This is a genomic window from Streptomyces albipurpureus (assembly GCF_023701525.1).
GTDB classification, from domain to species: domain Bacteria; phylum Actinomycetota; class Actinomycetes; order Streptomycetales; family Streptomycetaceae; genus Streptomyces; species Streptomyces albipurpureus.
In genome coordinates, this window is record NZ_JAMQAW010000036.1 from 195,189 (window position 1) to 211,008 (window position 15,820).

Consider the following 15,820-nt stretch of genomic DNA (forward strand, 5'->3'; position numbering starts at 1 on the left):
ACTGGCGGAAACCGCACTCTTCGTCCGCTCCCACCACAAGTGACCCATCGATTGGTGTTCCCGGCCGAACCCACCTCCGCCGCCCCGGCCCGCGATAGCGGATCCCCGCCAGCGGACAGGGTGGCTACGGCTACGGCTACGGCCCCTGACTACCGGGCCGCCTTCAGGGGTCCACTGCCTCCAGGAGTCCTGACGACCCCGATGATCACGCGTAGCCGTATCCGCTCCCAGCCGGGTCCGACTCAGGACCACGGAACCGGACGGGAGTACGGGGAGTCGTCTACGCCGGGCGAGCGCGGGACCTCGAAGAGGTGCGCACCGGAGGGCCGACCCTCATCGAGTCGGCAGCGGATCGGATGCCGGCCGCGGGCCGGTCTCCCGTAGCGCCGAAGGCCATCCTCCAACGCTCGGTCACATCTCTGATGTGCCGTCAAGTCGGTGCGCGCAGGGGGACAGCGCGAGAAGGGGCGGGCCAGCACCACGCCGTACCGAGCCCGGCCATCGCGTACCGGCTGCACCCGGGTCCATCCCCTGGAGAAAAATCGGCATTCTGGTTGAAGGAGGGGCGAATCACAAACCATCCTTGCCGTTATGACTCTCGCTGCCGCTCTCGAAGTGCCCTATCCACGCGACTACGCCCATGACTGGGCCCTGGTGGATGTGGAGACCTCGGGGCTGATACCCCGCCAGCACCGGGTGCTGTCGATCGCGGTGGTGACCATGGGGCCGGACGGAGAACAGACGGGCGAGTTCTCCACTCTGCTGAACCCCGGAGGCGATTGCGGCCCAGTGCACATACACGGTCTGACTCCGGAACGGCTGCGGGGCGCACCGACGTTTGACCAGGTCGCGGCCCAGATCGGCGCACTGCTGCAGAACCGGGTGATGGTGGCGCACAACGCCCAGTTCGACTATGACTTCCTGGCCCACGAGTTCGCCCGCGCGGGGGTGCGGTTGCCGGTTTCCCAGCGGCTGTGTTCGTTGGCCCTCAACCGTCGGGTCGATCCGCCGACCAAGGACATGCGTCTGGCGACTCTGGCCGCGCACTACGGCGTGCCGCAGACGCGGGCCCATGACGCCCTGGATGACACTCGGGTGTTGGCGGGCGTCTTCCGGGCGTCCCTGAGGGAGGCGGCCAGACTCGATCTACGGCTGCCGATGGTGGCCTGTCCCCCGCGACAGGATTCGCACTTCACACCGAACCCGCCCAAGGCCCCCTGCGCCTACCGCAATCCCGGACGGATGACCAGCGGGAGAGCACTCACCCAGGGCATGAAGATCGCCATTACGGGAGAGACCGGGATCGCCCGCGACGAGCTCATCTCCCGGTCCGTTGCCGCGGGTCTGAACATGGTGGGATCGGTCAGCCGGCACACCAGTGCGTTGGTGGCCAATGACTCCGGGGCGGATTCGGCCAAGGCTCGTCGCGCCCTGGCCGAGGGCGTTCCCGTCATCGACGAGCGGACCTTCCTCAGGCTGCTGGGCGATGTGCGTCCTGGGGTAGCACACGAGAGCCAGTCGACCGCCGCCCCCGCGACAGCGCGGACGAAAGCGCCAACGGCCGCGCCCCCTGCTACTCCACCGGCTACCCGTAGGCCGCGGACCTCGGCCGGCAAACCGCTGTCGGGGCGCCGGGTGCTGGTGCTGGGCGGCACCCATCCGCAGGCGGTGGCGGCCCGTACGCGGGTCGTGGAGTTGGGAGCGTCCGCCGCGGTCAACCTCTCCGCCAGTGTCACCGACGCCGTCATACTCCCCGGTGGCGAGAAGGATCGGCGCATGCGCCGCATCGTGGCCCTCGAACTACCCACGCATGACGCCGACTGGCTCATCGCACCCACCAGTTCACCGGCCGCGCCGGGTGGCGATCGGGGCCAGGCCGCGCACATCCTGCCCAGAGGCGGGGTGGTCGATCTGCCCCGTCTTGAGGCGACGCACCGGTGGAATGTGACCGCCTCCTGGGCGCAGCAGACGAGCTGCGAGATCGATCTGGTCGCGTTCATCGTCGACGAGGAGGACCAGGTCTCCTATGACGACGACTTCACCTTCTACGGCGCTCCGGAGTGCCCCAACGGGGCCGTGCGGTTGCTGAGTGACGGCCCCACCGAGCAGACCATCAGCATCGAACTCGCCGCTCTGCCGCCCGCGGCGCTCAAGGTGGTCATTGCCGCCGCCATCGACGGCACACCCACCTTCGGCCATGTCGGGGCGATCCAGATCACCACGGCACCGGGCGCCAGTGCGCTACCGCTGAGCCAGGCCACTCTGGACGCAGCGACCACCGAGCGCACCATGCTGCTTGCCGAGATCTACCGCCGCGGCCCGATCTGGCGCTTCCGCGCGGTCGGCCAGGGATACGACCACGGTCTCGATGGACTCGCCCGCGGCTATGGCGTCAACATCGCCGACTGAGGGTCGCCGACCGGACGCGAGCCGCTCAGCGCCCCGGCGAACGGGGCCTGGGCAGCAAGCCGTCACCACACACACACACAGACACCCGACCGGCCGGGCGGAAGGTCAGATCGCGTAGCGCCAGAGGGTGACCATATGGGCGCCGTACCAGCAGCCGAAGAGCGTGGCCGCGGTCAAGGTGATCACCAGCGTTCGACGACTGACGCGGGACAGCGCCTTGGCCAGCGGAAGCAGGAAGAGGACCGCGGGAATCAGGAGGCGCAGTTTGGAGTGGTAGTAGTTGCTCTGGCCCAGGGTCATCACCAGGACCGTGGTGCCGTAGACCAGCAGCGGGGGCCAGGCATCGCGGCGCCAGGCGATGATGGTGGTGCAGATGGCCGCGATGAGCAGTACCGCGGTGCTGATGGGGACCCAGCCGTCGCCGGTCTGGAATGTGTCACGGAGAAACGTGAAGAAGGACGCTCCGTTGTCCCAACGGGTTCCCCAGCCCGCCTCCTGGATCACGAACCAGGCATCGAGTTGACCGGCTCGGTTTCCCACCCAGAGGAGATACAGCGGGGTGCCTGCGCAGGCGAGTCCGACCGCGGTGAGCGGTCGCCAGGTGGGGCGGCCGGTGCGACGGATCTCCAGGATGACCGCGGTGATCACGGCGAGGGTCAGGGCGACGGCCGCCGGCCGGGTCAGGCCCGTCAGGAGTGCCAGGGTGCCCGCGGTGAGCCAGGAACGACGGTGAGCCGCGAGTAGCGCCCCCGCGGCCAGAGCGAGGAAGAGCGCTTCGCTGTAGGCCATGAAGAAGGCCAGCGCCATGGGCTGGGCGCCGGCCACCAGGATGACGGCGATGGTGGCCGTGCGCTCGTCATAGAGCCGGGTCACCAGGCAGTGGAGGGCCAGCAGCGCCGCTATGAGGGAGAGATGGGCCACGGCGATGGCCGCGGTGCCCGCGTCCACGCCCGTTATCTGGTGCAGGCCTCGGGCCAGCAGCGGATAGACCGGGAAGAAGGCGAGGTTGTTGCCCGCGGGCTGGTTGTTCTCGTCGTAGGTGAAGCCGTTCGGATAGCCGTCGGCGGCTATCGAGGTGTAGAGCTGGCCGTCCCAGGACAACAGACGGTCGCTGACGCTGGACCCGCCGGGGCTGGTCATCGCCCCGAGGATCACCAGATGGAGGGAGACACTCCCCGCGTAGACCGCGAGGACCGTGCCGATCAGCCGCAGAAAGGCGTCACCGGGGCGAAATCTCAGTCCGCGCGGATCGCCTGTTCGCTGACGGAACCTGGGGGCGGGAACAGCGGCCGCCGACGGGCGAACGTCACTGTGGGTCTGATGGGCCATCGGCTCCTCGCAAGGTCGGTTCAGCTGCCTTACATCCAGGAGCCGGGAAAGGACCGGCAGGAGGTGACATGACCCGCCCCGCCGTTGTTCATACATTCACATTACGACAGGAGGCTGGGCACTGGCACCACCACGTCGGTGTGACATGTCCGCCCCGGCGCGCCCGGCCACTCCCCCGGTAGGGCTACGCACAGGCCGGGGGCAGGCACACCGGAATCAACCGCTGCCATGGCCCGGGGACCTCGGGCGAGAGCCACGGATCGGCCCACCGCTGGTCGATGTCGACGACGGCCGGGACCCGGGCCTGCGCGCGGACAACGCGAGGTGCGGGAGGGAGGCCCCGGAGTCGGAGGTGGGGCGGTGAGGCCCGGGCACGAGCCCCGGACCGTGAGCCATCAGCGTGGACCCGCGCCACAGAACAGACGTCGCGGAGCGCGGAACCCCCGTCGCGGAGTTCCGCGGCGCGCTGACCGGCTCCGCGTCGGGGCGCGGTCGGAGCGCACACCCCTAGGGGCTTCCAGTGTCAGGGGCACACCGGCTGAGGTTGGCCATCAGACACCCGACCGGCCAACACCTGATTGACACAGGGCGCCCCGATCATCCGCTGGGCAGGGGTCCCGCGGCGCCGAGGGAAGCGCTCCTTTCCGGATCTTCCCGGGCGGACGCGTTCCGTGTCAGATACACCGTGCCCGAGCAGGGGCAAACCCGGCCAGTTTCGGCGCCAATTGACCTCCGTATGAATTTTCACACTTCAACCAGCAGGAAATCAACGGGGCCTCCATAGCGCCCAGCGGGTCACTTTCCCGCCTATCTCGAAACATGCTTGCCGCAGCGAACCTCAAGCCTTCAAGGCGATTATGAGAAGAACCTGATCTAGTCGATGTCCAGCTTCTCCGAAAGATCCTGACTGCCACCCCCCAAGACCGGCCCTTCCACCCTCCCAAGCGGCAATCCGACCCAGCCGAACACGTGCAGTGCAGGCATAAAGCCAGGGGCACGGCCAGGGGTGTTGCGGCAGGCCTCAGCGTCCAGGCGCCGATATCACCAGGGATTTCACACTTCGAACCGCCGGCCCGCGAACGCACATGAGAGCAAGGTGGCCGATAATCGACCACCAGCCACTTTTGCATAAACGGATATGTCTTTTCCAGTTTCTTTGCACTGCGCTCCTTAGTATTCCCGGCAATCCACATCCATCCCTTCATTCCCTAGAGGAGGTGTGCATCCCCTTGGATTCCCTGAGGCAACTCGGCACGCATCTTGGCCTCGACCTCATCGCCGTATCCCTGTTGACCTTCGCCGTGTACTACCCAAGGCATCGGCGTCGTGATCTGCTCCCGGCGTATCTGGCCCTCAACGTGGCCCTCTTCACCGTCGTCGCAGCCCTCGCACAGGTCGATGGCAATGGCGGTACAGCACTGGGATTCGGCCTTTTTGGTGTGCTGTCGATCATCAGGCTCCGCTCTGACTCCATCCAGCACGAGGAAGTCGCCTACTACTTCACCACTCTCGTCCTCGGCCTGCTCTGCGGTCTGCCCCAGTTGGAGATCGAGCAGGCCTGCGCGCTCGCGGCCCTGCTGCTCGTGGTCATCTACGCGGCCGACCATCCACGGCTCTTCGCCCGCGCCCGCCGTACGGTCGTCACCCTGGACGCCGTGTACGGCAGCACCGACGAGCTCCGAGCCGACCTCGATCGACGGCTGGGAGAACCCCTCAACTGGACGGTCATGGAGGTCGACTACGTTCGCGATCTCACCGTCGTGGATGTGCGCTACCGCATACCGAAGGAGGCCAAGAAGGCGCCGGCGGAGACTCAGCCGGAGAACCAGCAGCCCACCGCTCTCGCACCGCAGGCTCCCACACCATCGCTGGAGTCGGTGTGACCGGCGCGGAGGCAGATCAGGGCCGGCTTCCCGGAAAGCAGAAGGACCCATCGACGGAGCCCCCGTCCGCGGGGTCCGCCCAGAACGACTCCTCGCGCAAGGACCCGCCGGGAAGCACTCGGGAAACCCCAGGGGAAAGCGCGCAGCGAAACTCTGGTCAGGACCGGTCGAAGCCGACTCCACTCGACCGGAGGGACTCCGGGGACTCATTCCTCCCGGGGCTCGACGAGATCGCCTGGCCAGTGATGAGCGCTCGCTCGATATCCCTCGCGGAGGTGAAGGAGCGCGCCGAACTACTCGCTCGCTTCGACCAGGCGTATCTGGTCCCCACCCCGATCTTCGCCGCGCTGACCAGGCATCTGACCGATCCCCGAAGACCGCAGGGGCCGTTTCGGGCGCTCACCATCGACGGCCGACGCTGGTTCCGCTATCACTCCGTCTACTACGACACCCCCGAACTGCGCTGCTTTCATGATCACCGACAGGGTCGCCGGCTGCGGTTCAAGATCCGGGAGCGGGTCTACCAGGACTCCGGGGAGCGCCAGTTCGAGATCAAACTCAAAGGGGGGCGTGGTGAGACGGTCAAGCACCGCCGCCCCCTGACCGGGTCCGACACCCCGCTCGACGGGCCCTACCGGGCCTTCCTCGCCGATGCCCTGCGCACCGCGTACGGCATCGAGGCACCCACCCTGCTGGCCCCCTCGGTCACCACCGACTACCAGCGGGCGACCCTGGTCTCCGACGGCGAGCGGATCACCTGCGACGCGCGGCTGCGCTGCGACGACGTCCGCGCCCGTTCCGCTGTCCGTTGCGATCCCGGGCTGGTCCTGGTCGAGACCAAGACCACCGGTCATCTCACCGAGGCGGACCTCTTTCTGCATGCGCACGGAGTGCGGCCCGCGGTCTTCACCAAGTACTGCGGTTCACTCGCCGCGCTGCGTCCAGGTCTCGCCGCCAACCGCTGGCGGCGCGCCGCCGGGCGCGCCTTCTCGGTGATCGCTCCGTCCTGAGCAGTTCTCCCCACCCTGGTCCGACCCCTGGTGGAGTTGGACCGTGGTCCTGGGGCCGACGCCCCTTGGACCTCCTTCCGAGAACACCACTACCGCGCCATGGGCCTGGGAACAGCACCACCCAGGACGGGCGGCGTCCGCGCCCACCGCACCACCGTTCGCGTGGGAAAGCCTCGTCTGAACACAGGCCCTCAGGCACCCGCTCCCCTGACCACTCCTGAAGGGCGCAGCCGACCCAGCCCTCCTCCCCGGGGTCCGGCCGGCTGCGCCCGTGCTCCGGACCGTACGAGCGGCAGAACGGTCCCGTCCGCGCGGCGCCCTCCACCACGGCCTTCGCGGTACCGCGCCCTCTTGCACCAATTCCGTTCCCGGTTACGGCTGGTGACCCTAGGTTGATGCGCGCAGAACGTTGACGCGCCATGGGCCAGGAGGACGCTCGATGACAGCCGACCCCCTCGGGAGGGGACCAGACCTCGATGTGTCGCTGCCGCAGTCGGCCAGGGTCTGGAACTACTGGCTCGGTGGCCGAGACAACTACCTGGCGGACCGGGAGGTGGGGCAGGCGTTCCAGGAGTTCTTTCCCGGCATCGTCGATCTGGCCCACGACTCCCGTGCCTTTCTCGCCCGTACCGTGCGGCATCTGGCGGGTGAGGTGGGAATCCGGCAGTTCCTCGATGTCGGCACCGGGCTGCCGACCCGGGAGAACACCCACCAGATCGCCCAGCGGGTCGCTCCGTCCTCGCGCATCGTCTATGTGGACAACGATCCACTCGTGCTGGCCCATGCCCGGGCACTGCTGACCGGTACGGCCGAAGGTGCCACCGACTATCTCGACGCGGATCTTCACGACCCCGAATCGATCATCAGCCAGGCGGCGTCGACACTGGACTTCGCTCGACCCGTCGCGCTGACGCTCTTGCAGGTCGTCGGGCATGTGGCCGACGACGAGCAGGCCCGGTCGGTGGTGGATCGGCTGATGGCGGCACTGCCGTCCGGTAGTTACCTGGTGTTCAACGACAGCGTCGACACCCACACCGTCAACGCCCTGGCCACCCGTCGCTACAACGAGAGCGGCGCGACGCCCTACTTCCTCCGCAGCCCCGAGCAGATCGCCGCGTTCTTCGACGGGTTGGAGCTGTTGGAGCCGGGTGTGGTGCCGCTCGCCGAGTGGAGACCCGACCCCGCGGCGCCGTCCGATCGCCCGCACGAGGTCATCGCCCTCGGCGGCGTTGCCCGCAAACCCTGATCGAGGGTGCGCTGACCGGATACCGGCCGGGGGCCCGGTCAGCGGCCATCCGCCGTCTTCCCCCGGCGCGCCGGTACGGAGTCGGACTCCCGGGTACGAGGGGCCGGAGGTGGCGCGCCCGCGCCACGAAGCCTGGCGGGGGCGAATGAAGGGGCCGGGCGGCCCGGCCGCATTTCCGGGTCGCCCGACCTGTTCACCTCACCCGGGCGGGTCGGGGCGCCGGGTTCGGGTCCATGGGACCAGGCGCGGTTGGGGGCCCGCGCCCGGTCGGGTCGGTAAGTCAGGGGAGCCCCCTCTCTGCGGCAAGCAGTAGAGGGGGCTCACCAGGGCCCAGTGGGGGAAGCGCTTGTCGCTCAAAGGCCCTGGAGCCGCCCACGACACCCTGCGGGATGTCGGCGCCGTGGGCGACGTCTTGGGGTCCTGTCAGCCCGCCGTGGTGGGCGGGTTGGCGCGCTTTGCCGCGGAGCCGTCCGTGGGACGTTCGGCGAGTCCCCCGGTGGCCGCGTCCTGCGGCGCCAGGAGGAACTTGTGCAGGGAGCGCAGGAACTCGAAGAGCTTGTCCTCCTCGCACGGCCTGGCCGGCTGCCGACGCTCGCCACGCCGGTCGTAGCTGGTGCGGTCGTACGTCGTACGGTCGTACACGGCACGGTCATGGCTCATCCGGTCGTACACCGCGTGGTCGCTGCCGTGCCGGTCGGTGCTGTGCCGCTCGGTGACCTGGCGGTCCGTCACCGGGCGTTCGGTCCAGGAGCGGTCGCTCCAGTCCCGGCCGCTCCACGGCCGCTCGGCCCTGGGACGGTCCGCCCCCGGCCGGTCGGTCAGTGGGCAGTCGGTCCTGGCGCAGTCGGTCCGATCGGCGCGTGGCCGTTCGACCCTCCGTGGCCGCCCCGGCTGATGCCGGTGATGACGCAGGTCTCGTAGGTCGCGTAGGTGGAGTGCATCCGCCAGCGCCGATTTCAAGGGTTTCCTCATCGTCGAGTCCCTTCGCCGAACTGCTGAACGGCCCAGTCGTCATCGGGTCCCCAGTAGCCGCCTTGCGACGGCTGCTGGTAACCCTGTGGGCCGTATCCCTGAACCATCGGAGTGCCCTGGTAGGGGGTTTCCTGGGGGCCGTATCCCGGAGGCGGTGCGTATCCCTGCGGCGGCATCTGCTGCTGGCCGTCGTGCGGGCCCTGCGGCTGGCCGTTCGGCACACCATTGTGCTGGGGGCCATGCGCCTGGTTGGGGATATGTACCTGAGCGTGCTGGTTGTACTGCGGTTGGTGCTGCTGGTGCATCGGGCGTGCGGGCCCCTGGCCACCCATGCCGTACTGGTGGTTGGGGTGCTGCGGTGCGTGCGGGTGTTGCTGGGGGTGGTGCTGCGGGTTGTGCTGTGGGTTGTGCTGCTGCCCGTAGTGCGCCTGATGGGTGGGCTGCGGTGCGTGCGGGTGCTGGTTGTTGTGCTGGTGCTGCTGCGCGTGCTGGTGCTGGCGCGCATAGGGGCTGCCGTGGGCCACATGGCCGTGGCCGTAGGCCGGGCCCGCCGCGGTGTGCTGCTGGTAGGCGGGGGCTGGCTCCGAGGCGTAGGCCGCACCGACCGGTTCGGGCTGCGGGGTCTCCTTGACCGGAGTGCCGATCTCTTCCGTGATCGGCTCATCAGGAACGACGACCTCATCGACCTTCTCGACCGTCGGGTCACCCGGCAGTTCGAGTTCGACCTCGGCCCCTGCCTTGCGACGCGACTCGGCGAACTCCTCGATCTGGGCACGGCAGGCCATGTCCAGGTGCGAGATCTTCCTCCCGTCGATGAACACACGGTCCAGGTCGCTGATGTCTTCCAGGGCGTCGATCAGCTTGGGCAGCCGCAGGAAGGTGACGTTGCCCTTGAGCTCCAGCCGAGCGGTGTCGCCGTCGGTGGTCTTGCGGATGGTCATGTGGCTCATCCGCATCGCCGTCAGGATGATGGCGATGGCGAGACCGGCGACAACGCCGTCCAGCAGGTTGGTGACCACGATGGCGAGTGTGGTGATGAACATGACCACGCCCTCGCCGCGGTCCTTCTTCCACATCGCCGCGAAGGCGGGCGGGTTGAAGAGCTTCCAGCCCGCTTGGAGCAGCACACCGGCGAGGATGGTGATCGGGATCAGGCCCAGCAGCCCCGGCAGGAGCAGACCGAAGCTGAGGAGCCAGAATCCGTGCAGGATGCGGGAGAGCTTGGTTTTGGCACCGGCTTGGACATTGGCGGCACTGCGCACGATGACGGCGGTCATGGGCAGCGCGCCAAGGAGGCCGCAGATGGTGTTGCCGACGCCCTGGGAGAAGAGTTCGGCGTTGTACTTGGTCGGCGGTCCGCTGTGCATCCGGTCAACGGCCGCGGCGCTGAAGAGGCTCTCAGCCGAGGCGATGACCGTGAAGGTGACGATCATCATCAGGATCGCCGGATCGAAGATATGCGACAGCTGCGACGGCCCGGTGAACTTGATCGCCTCGGCCATGCTGCCGAAGGAGACCTTCTTGACCTCACCGAAGCCGGGGATGGCTGCGATGCCCGCGCCGAGGATCACCGCGACGAGCGGGGCGGGGACCTTGTTGAGCGGTGCGGGGACCTTCTTCCACATGAAGCAGATGACCACCGCCATGACGCCCAGCATCAGAGCGGCGCTCTTGTCCCGGTCGCCCATGACGTCCGAGACCAGATCGGGAAGGCCGGCCATGTTCTTCAGGGCCGTACCGAGCTGCTTGGAGTCCACCAGGGCGTAGATCTGGCTCAGGATCAGCGGCACACCGATACCGGCGAGCATTCCCTGCACCACGGAAAGCGAGATGGACTGGAACATCCGCCCCAGCTTGAGCATTCCGAGGATCATCTGGAGGATTCCGCTGATGAACACGACGGGGCCGAGCATGCCCACACCGTGTTCGGTCACGAACTCCAGCACCAGCACCGCAAGTCCGGCGGCGGGGCCGCTGACCTGGAGGTTACTGCCGGGAAGAAATCCAACAATCAAACCTCCGACGATGCCGGAGATGATTCCTAGGGCGACGTTGACGCCGGAGGCGGCCGCGACACCGATGCACAGAGGTAGGGCGACAAGGAAAACGACGATCGAGGCACTGAAGTCAGTACTGACGGAGCTGAACAGCGACGGGTCGGGGGCACCCTTCGACGCGGGGGCGGCACCTCTCTTCGCATGGCGCCGAGCACCGGGACGATTCGTATCAGTCGACACAGTGGTCCTTTCGCCGCAACCGGGCCGCCGAGGAGCTGGGGGTGCTCGTGTTCGGCGGCACGGTGCGTGTGGGGGGTAAGAGGGCCGGAGGGGCCCGGGGATTAGTTCCGGTTGAACACTCCGTTGAGCTCGTCGAGCTCCAACACCTCGGCCGTGTCGACCCGGTAGTACCAGCCGTGCAGGTTCAGCCGGCCCTCGTCGACCGCCGCGCGCACCTTGGGGTAGGTCCGCAGGTTCTCCAGCTGGGCCACCACATGGCGCTGGACGTACTTGGAAAACGTCAGGTCGTCCGGTGGAGTGCCGAGCATGGGCGCGAGCGCCGGCCTGCAGCTGGACACCCACTGGGCAACGCTGGGGAGAGAGGTGAGATCCGAGTCGTTGGCCACCGCGCCGACCGCTCCGCAGTGGGAGTGACCGCAGACGACGATGTCCTTGACCTTGAGGACCTCCACCCCGTACTCGATGGTCGCGGACTCGGCGCAGGAGTGATCGGGATCGAAGGGCGTGATGATGTTGCCTGCGTTGCGGATTTCAAAGACCTCACCGGGGACCGCACCGGTGATGAGTGCGGGAATCACCCGCGAATCGGAACAGCTGATGAACAGCGTTCCCGGCGTCTGTCCAGCCGCGAAGCGTCGGAAGGTCTCGCTCTCAGGGGCTACGCGGTGGCGGAAGTTGCGCGCGTTGTCGAGCAGTCGCTTCATGGTCACGCTCCTTGCAGATCCGGCAATTGAAGCCGATGGGGGGAGAGACATCCGAACTGAATGTCTTGGCCCGGAATACTGCGCTGAAGTCATGAGTCATCCGTGAGATCACCGTGAGAGAGTTCTCATGGCTGTGACAACGATGTCATTTGTACGAACAAAGAATTTCTTAGGGGTTCTGACCCTTCCAACGGCATATGCGCAGGGCCCTATTCACTGTGAGTGAAAGGTCCCTTCGCTAGCGTAATTAAGGGCTCGCTGTTCCTCGGTTAACGCGTACAACTCAGTTCCCAGCTCCCGTAACCGACTTCCGGTGCGGCAGGACCCGGATTCGGCATTCGGCGACACGAGGCCGGGGCGCCAAGGGCCGGCAACCGGGTCCAGGGACCCGGCGCCGGCCCTCCAGAGCCCAACCAGCGGGCGCTACAGGCCTGCACACCGACGGCTCAGGCACGCAGCCGGTAGCCGACACCCCGGATCGTCTCCACCCGGTCCGGGCCCAACTTCCGGCGTAGGTAGCGCACATACACATCGACGATGTTCGATCCCGGGTCGTAGTCAAAGCCCCAGACCCTGCTCAGCAGCTGCTCACGGGTGAGCACCTGGTCCGGATTGCGTAAAAAGACCTCGGCGAGGGCAAATTCCCGAGCCGACAGTTCAGCGACCCGCCCGTCCACATGGACACGGCGGGTCCGCAGGTCGAGCACCAGATCACCAACGCGCAGAACCGATGCCTCCGGCCCTGCTTCGCCCCTCAGTCGCAATCGGACGCGGGCCAACAACTCCTCAAAGGCAAAAGGCTTCGAGATGTAGTCGTCCGCACCCGTCTCAAGGCCCGCAACAACGTCCGAGACGCTGTCTCGGGCGGTGAGAATTACCACGGGAAGGGTCACCCGCAGCTCTCTGAGTTTGCGCAGCACGGTCAGTCCATCGACCGCTGGCAGTCCCAGATCAAGAATCATCAGATCGCAGTCACCGGCTCTGGCATGCTCATACGCCGAAAGTCCGTCACCGACCACCGAGGTGACGAAGCCATTGCTTCGCAGGCCTTTTTCGACGAAGGACGCGATTCCTGCTTCGTCCTCCGCTATCAGAATCCGGTGCATGTTGTCCTCTCTGCCAGGGGAAATAGGCCGGCAAATCCAGTACGAAACGGGCGCCGCCGGTCTCCGCGTCTTCCACCCATGCCGTACCGCCATGCCCCTCGGCGATCTCCCGAACGATGGCGAGGCCCAGGCCGATGCCCGTGCCCGCCTGAGCCGGTGAGGCGACTCTGCCGGCTTGGACGAAACGGCCGAAGATCCGGTCCCGGTCCACCGGCCCGACCCCGGGGCCCGTGTCCCGGACCCAGAGCAGCACCCGGCCCTCACGTACCGCGGAACCCATCTCGATGAGATCCCCGTCGAGCGTGTGCCGCACGGCGTTGGCCGCGAGCTGGATCAGTCCTTGAGTGAGCCGCTGCCCATCGACCAGCACCGTGGCCTCGGAGACCGCGGCGACGCGCCAGTGCCGATGTCCGAGCGCCCTGGCCTTGGCCACCACATCCACGATCAGATCGGTCAGGTTGGTCTCGCCCACGGTGAGGAAGTCCGGGCGCTCCGCCTTCGCCAGCAGCAGCAGATCGTCCACGATGCGGCTCATCCGGTCGAGTTCGTCGACCAGCAGGGCCCGGGTCATGGCGGAGGAGTCGTCCGGCCCGTCCTCCATCAGCTCCAGATGCCCCCGTACGACGGTGATGGGGGTCCGCAGCTCATGCCCGACCTCGTCGAGGAACCGCCGCTGGGTGGTGAACGCGCGCTCCAACCGGTCCAGCATGTGGTTGAAGGTGTGGGCGAGAGCGGCCACATCGTCATCGCCCCGGACATCGAGCCGCTGTGTGAGATCGGATTCACCGATGCGGGCCGCCGTCTGCCTCACCAGCCGGATCGGGGCGAGAATCCGGCCTGCCACCAGCCAACTGGCCAGTCCCGCGACGACCAGCGCCCCGAACGCGGTGAACATCAGCATCTTGGCGACGCGTCGCTCCTCCTGGAGTTTGCGGTCGCTGAACTCCAGCACCACCAGCCGTACATCACGATCGTCGCCGGTCACCTTGACCTGGACGACTCCGTACCGCACCTTGCCGACCTTGGAGTCGAGCCAACCGGTGTGGGGGGGCTTGACGGTGGACAGCATTCTGACCACCGACCGGTCCATGGAGAGAATGACCGGGGGCTCGGTGGCACTGCGGTGTCCGGACTGGCCGTCCACGATGCTGAAGAAGGTCTCGTCGCGGTTGGGCAGGTTGTAGGTCAGGAACTCCTTGAGCAGTGCGGCGCCGTCGCGGTAGGGCAGACCCGTCTCGCTGTCGGTCCTGGTCGCGGCGAACTGCCGGAGCTCGTTGACCTGTCGCTGCAACTGCTCGTCGACCTGATTGTCGAGTTGGGCCTGCCACACCACCGTGATGCCGACAGTGGGGGCGGCCACGGCCGCGCCCACCAGGAGAAGCATCCACCCAACAATGCGCGATCGCGCGCTGGCCGTGCGACGTCTCATCTAGTCGTCTCCCTCGGCACCGTCTCGACCATCCACACCGCTTCCGCCTCCGCCCCCGTCTGCACTGTCCTCCTCATCGTCATCCCCCTCTTCCTCCTGGCCGCCCGGCCGGGGAGTGGGGGTGCCACTCTCCGTACTGCGGGGCGGTTCCAGGATCTCCACCGGCTGGCCCCCGGGCTGATGGGAGGGGGGCGGGGAGGAAGAGGGGGATGAGGAGGGTGCGGAGGTCTTCGAGGTGTGGGTGGACTTCGATGGCAAGGGGGTCTTCTGGTTCGGTAACGAGGGGGTCATCGGGGATGGGGGTGCGCTTCGTGCGGTCGCCTCGGGCATGGGGGCGCTACTCGGGTAGACGACGATGTCGGGTCCGAGGTCCAAGGGAGCCGGTCCTTCCGCCCAGACACGGCCACCCAGCATGCCGGCCCCGGCGAGGGCGCACACTGCCGTTATCACGATGTTGGCTCTCCTCAGTGTCATGCGGAGAGTTTGCTTCCCAGATCGAACAGATGAGTGAAAGAGGAGAGGATTCTCATGTCCGGGCCGGTCAGGGCGTGCAGTTGCACGTGCAGACCAGAAAGGCATCCTTTGTCTCCCTCTTGCGCTCTCCGGCCGACGGGCGCCTGACGACCGATCCGACGACAGATACGCACAGCGGACCGTCGACGACTCAACAGTCTGCCGGAATGATCACATCCAAGATCCATCGGATCTCGCCAACCCAGGACACAAAGCAGTGTCAGTGCGGTCGGATACGGTCCAAACCATGTCACTGAAGACTTTGCAGATCGGCCGGGAAGACATCCGGCGCATGGTCGCCCTGACCGCGGTTCCATGGGAACGAGAGCCCTTGGAGCGGAAGTTCATCGAGTACGCGTGGGCACCGGTCGCTCCCACCGGCGGCAAGCCGCAGGTGGGCTGGGGCGGTGGCGCCGGCTCGCCGCACTACTTTGGCCAGGACTCAACGGACGCCGGTTGCGGACGCCGACTCGAACTCGGCGACGCGCCTGGGGGTCCCGCGCACACCTCCGGCTTCATTCAGTTGCCCTGCGCACTGTTCTGGCCTGCCTTCGGCGACGAGCCGGCCGATCTGGACCCGGATGACAGCGATGATCTCGACGGGGAGTACAACGCCGACTGGATCCGCTTCCCCACCGCCTCCCGGGTGGACTTCCGGGGGGAGTATGGCCGAATCGGAGCGCTGCTGAGAGCCGAACTCGGCGCGCCGGACGCGTCGTTCGGCGGTGAGATGGATGAGTACCGCGAGGTCTGGTACCGCCAGGGGCTTCAACTGGAGCTCCACCGCACGGACGACCTCAACAGCTACTCGCACTATGACGTGATTCAGCTACGCGTCACCCCGCTTCCCACCGCGCTCGATACAGCCGGAGCTTGTGAACCCCTCCAGGGGTAGCGGCTCCCACCGGGTCCCCGACGGGTGCGTCGGGTGGCGGCGGCGCCGCCATGAAGCGGTGCCGGCGAAGGCGCGGACGGCACGGGT

General features: G+C 67.2%; 11 protein-coding genes. 5 read left to right on the forward strand and 6 right to left on the reverse strand.

Translation table 11 applies throughout. The features are described from left to right. Positions 1-591 precede the first annotated feature (591 nt). On the forward strand, positions 592-2,409 hold the full coding sequence (locus NBG84_RS27935) for a TerD family protein (protein ID WP_250922387.1): 1,818 nt from the start codon (positions 592-594) through the stop codon (positions 2,407-2,409). 105 nt (positions 2,410-2,514) lie between these two features. Here the strand turns inward: NBG84_RS27935 and NBG84_RS27940 are convergent, their stop codons facing one another. Beyond that, the gene (locus tag NBG84_RS27940; RefSeq protein WP_250922388.1) at positions 2,515-3,738 is read right to left on the reverse strand and encodes a hypothetical protein; all 1,224 of its coding nucleotides are present in this window, start codon (positions 3,736-3,738) and stop codon (positions 2,515-2,517) included. Positions 3,739-4,967: 1,229 nt separating this feature from the next. Between NBG84_RS27940 and NBG84_RS27945 the strand changes: the two genes are divergently transcribed. The 3 genes from NBG84_RS27945 (at position 4,968) to NBG84_RS27955 (ending at position 7,877) form a co-directional block, all read left to right on the forward strand. Beyond that, a complete protein-coding gene (locus NBG84_RS27945) occupies positions 4,968-5,621 on the forward strand; it encodes a DUF4956 domain-containing protein (protein ID WP_250922389.1) in 654 nt (217 codons plus the stop codon). A gap of 245 nt (positions 5,622-5,866) precedes the next feature. Then, on the forward strand, positions 5,867-6,631 hold the full coding sequence (locus tag NBG84_RS27950; protein ID WP_250922390.1) for a polyphosphate polymerase domain-containing protein: 765 nt from the start codon (positions 5,867-5,869) through the stop codon (positions 6,629-6,631). 439 nt (positions 6,632-7,070) lie between these two features. Then, complete coding sequence (locus NBG84_RS27955; protein WP_250922391.1) at positions 7,071-7,877, forward strand: SAM-dependent methyltransferase; 807 nt, start codon at positions 7,071-7,073, stop codon at positions 7,875-7,877. A 423-nt stretch (positions 7,878-8,300) separates the two neighbouring features. Here NBG84_RS27955 and NBG84_RS27960 read toward each other — a convergent pair whose 3' ends face one another. From NBG84_RS27960 to NBG84_RS27980, 5 genes are all read right to left on the reverse strand, one after another. Next, positions 8,301-8,849 (reverse strand): hypothetical protein, encoded by a 549-nt coding sequence (locus tag NBG84_RS27960; protein WP_250922392.1) that lies wholly within the window; start codon positions 8,847-8,849, stop codon positions 8,301-8,303. Next, entirely contained in the window at positions 8,846-11,086 is a 2,241-nt protein-coding gene (locus NBG84_RS27965; RefSeq protein ID WP_425608711.1) for a SulP family inorganic anion transporter, read from the reverse strand. The genes NBG84_RS27960 and NBG84_RS27965 overlap by 4 nt, the downstream gene beginning before the upstream one ends. A gap of 101 nt (positions 11,087-11,187) precedes the next feature. Continuing rightward, complete coding sequence (locus tag NBG84_RS27970; protein WP_250922393.1) at positions 11,188-11,790, reverse strand: carbonic anhydrase; 603 nt, start codon at positions 11,788-11,790, stop codon at positions 11,188-11,190. A gap of 446 nt (positions 11,791-12,236) precedes the next feature. Next, positions 12,237-12,896, reverse strand: coding sequence for a response regulator transcription factor (locus tag NBG84_RS27975; RefSeq protein ID WP_250922394.1), 660 nt, complete (start codon positions 12,894-12,896; stop codon positions 12,237-12,239). Beyond that, a complete protein-coding gene (locus tag NBG84_RS27980; RefSeq protein ID WP_250922395.1) occupies positions 12,799-14,325 on the reverse strand; it encodes a sensor histidine kinase in 1,527 nt (508 codons plus the stop codon). Before NBG84_RS27980 ends, NBG84_RS27975 begins: the two co-directional genes overlap by 98 nt. Before the next feature lie 760 nt (positions 14,326-15,085). Between NBG84_RS27980 and NBG84_RS27985 the strand changes: the two genes are divergently transcribed. After that, positions 15,086-15,733, forward strand: a complete 648-nt coding sequence (locus NBG84_RS27985) for a hypothetical protein (protein ID WP_250922396.1) — start codon at positions 15,086-15,088, stop codon at positions 15,731-15,733. Positions 15,734-15,820: the final 87 nt, after the last annotated feature.

Excerpts from the sequence above, each read along its gene's own strand:
- NBG84_RS27960 (WP_250922392.1), bottom strand. The coding sequence starts at position 8,849 with ATGAGGAAACCCTTGAAATCGGCGCTGGCGGATGCACTCCACCTACGC.
- NBG84_RS27985 (WP_250922396.1), top strand. The coding sequence starts at position 15,086 with ATGTCACTGAAGACTTTGCAGATCGGCCGGGAAGACATCCGGCGCATG.
- NBG84_RS27980 (WP_250922395.1), bottom strand. The coding sequence starts at position 14,325 with ATGAGACGTCGCACGGCCAGCGCGCGATCGCGCATTGTTGGGTGGATG.
- NBG84_RS27975 (WP_250922394.1), bottom strand. The coding sequence starts at position 12,896 with ATGCACCGGATTCTGATAGCGGAGGACGAAGCAGGAATCGCGTCCTTC.
- NBG84_RS27950 (WP_250922390.1), top strand. The coding sequence starts at position 5,867 with ATGAGCGCTCGCTCGATATCCCTCGCGGAGGTGAAGGAGCGCGCCGAA.
- NBG84_RS27940 (WP_250922388.1), bottom strand. The coding sequence starts at position 3,738 with ATGGCCCATCAGACCCACAGTGACGTTCGCCCGTCGGCGGCCGCTGTT.
- NBG84_RS27970 (WP_250922393.1), bottom strand. The coding sequence starts at position 11,790 with ATGAAGCGACTGCTCGACAACGCGCGCAACTTCCGCCACCGCGTAGCC.
- NBG84_RS27935 (WP_250922387.1), top strand. The coding sequence starts at position 592 with ATGACTCTCGCTGCCGCTCTCGAAGTGCCCTATCCACGCGACTACGCC.
- NBG84_RS27955 (WP_250922391.1), top strand. The coding sequence starts at position 7,071 with ATGACAGCCGACCCCCTCGGGAGGGGACCAGACCTCGATGTGTCGCTG.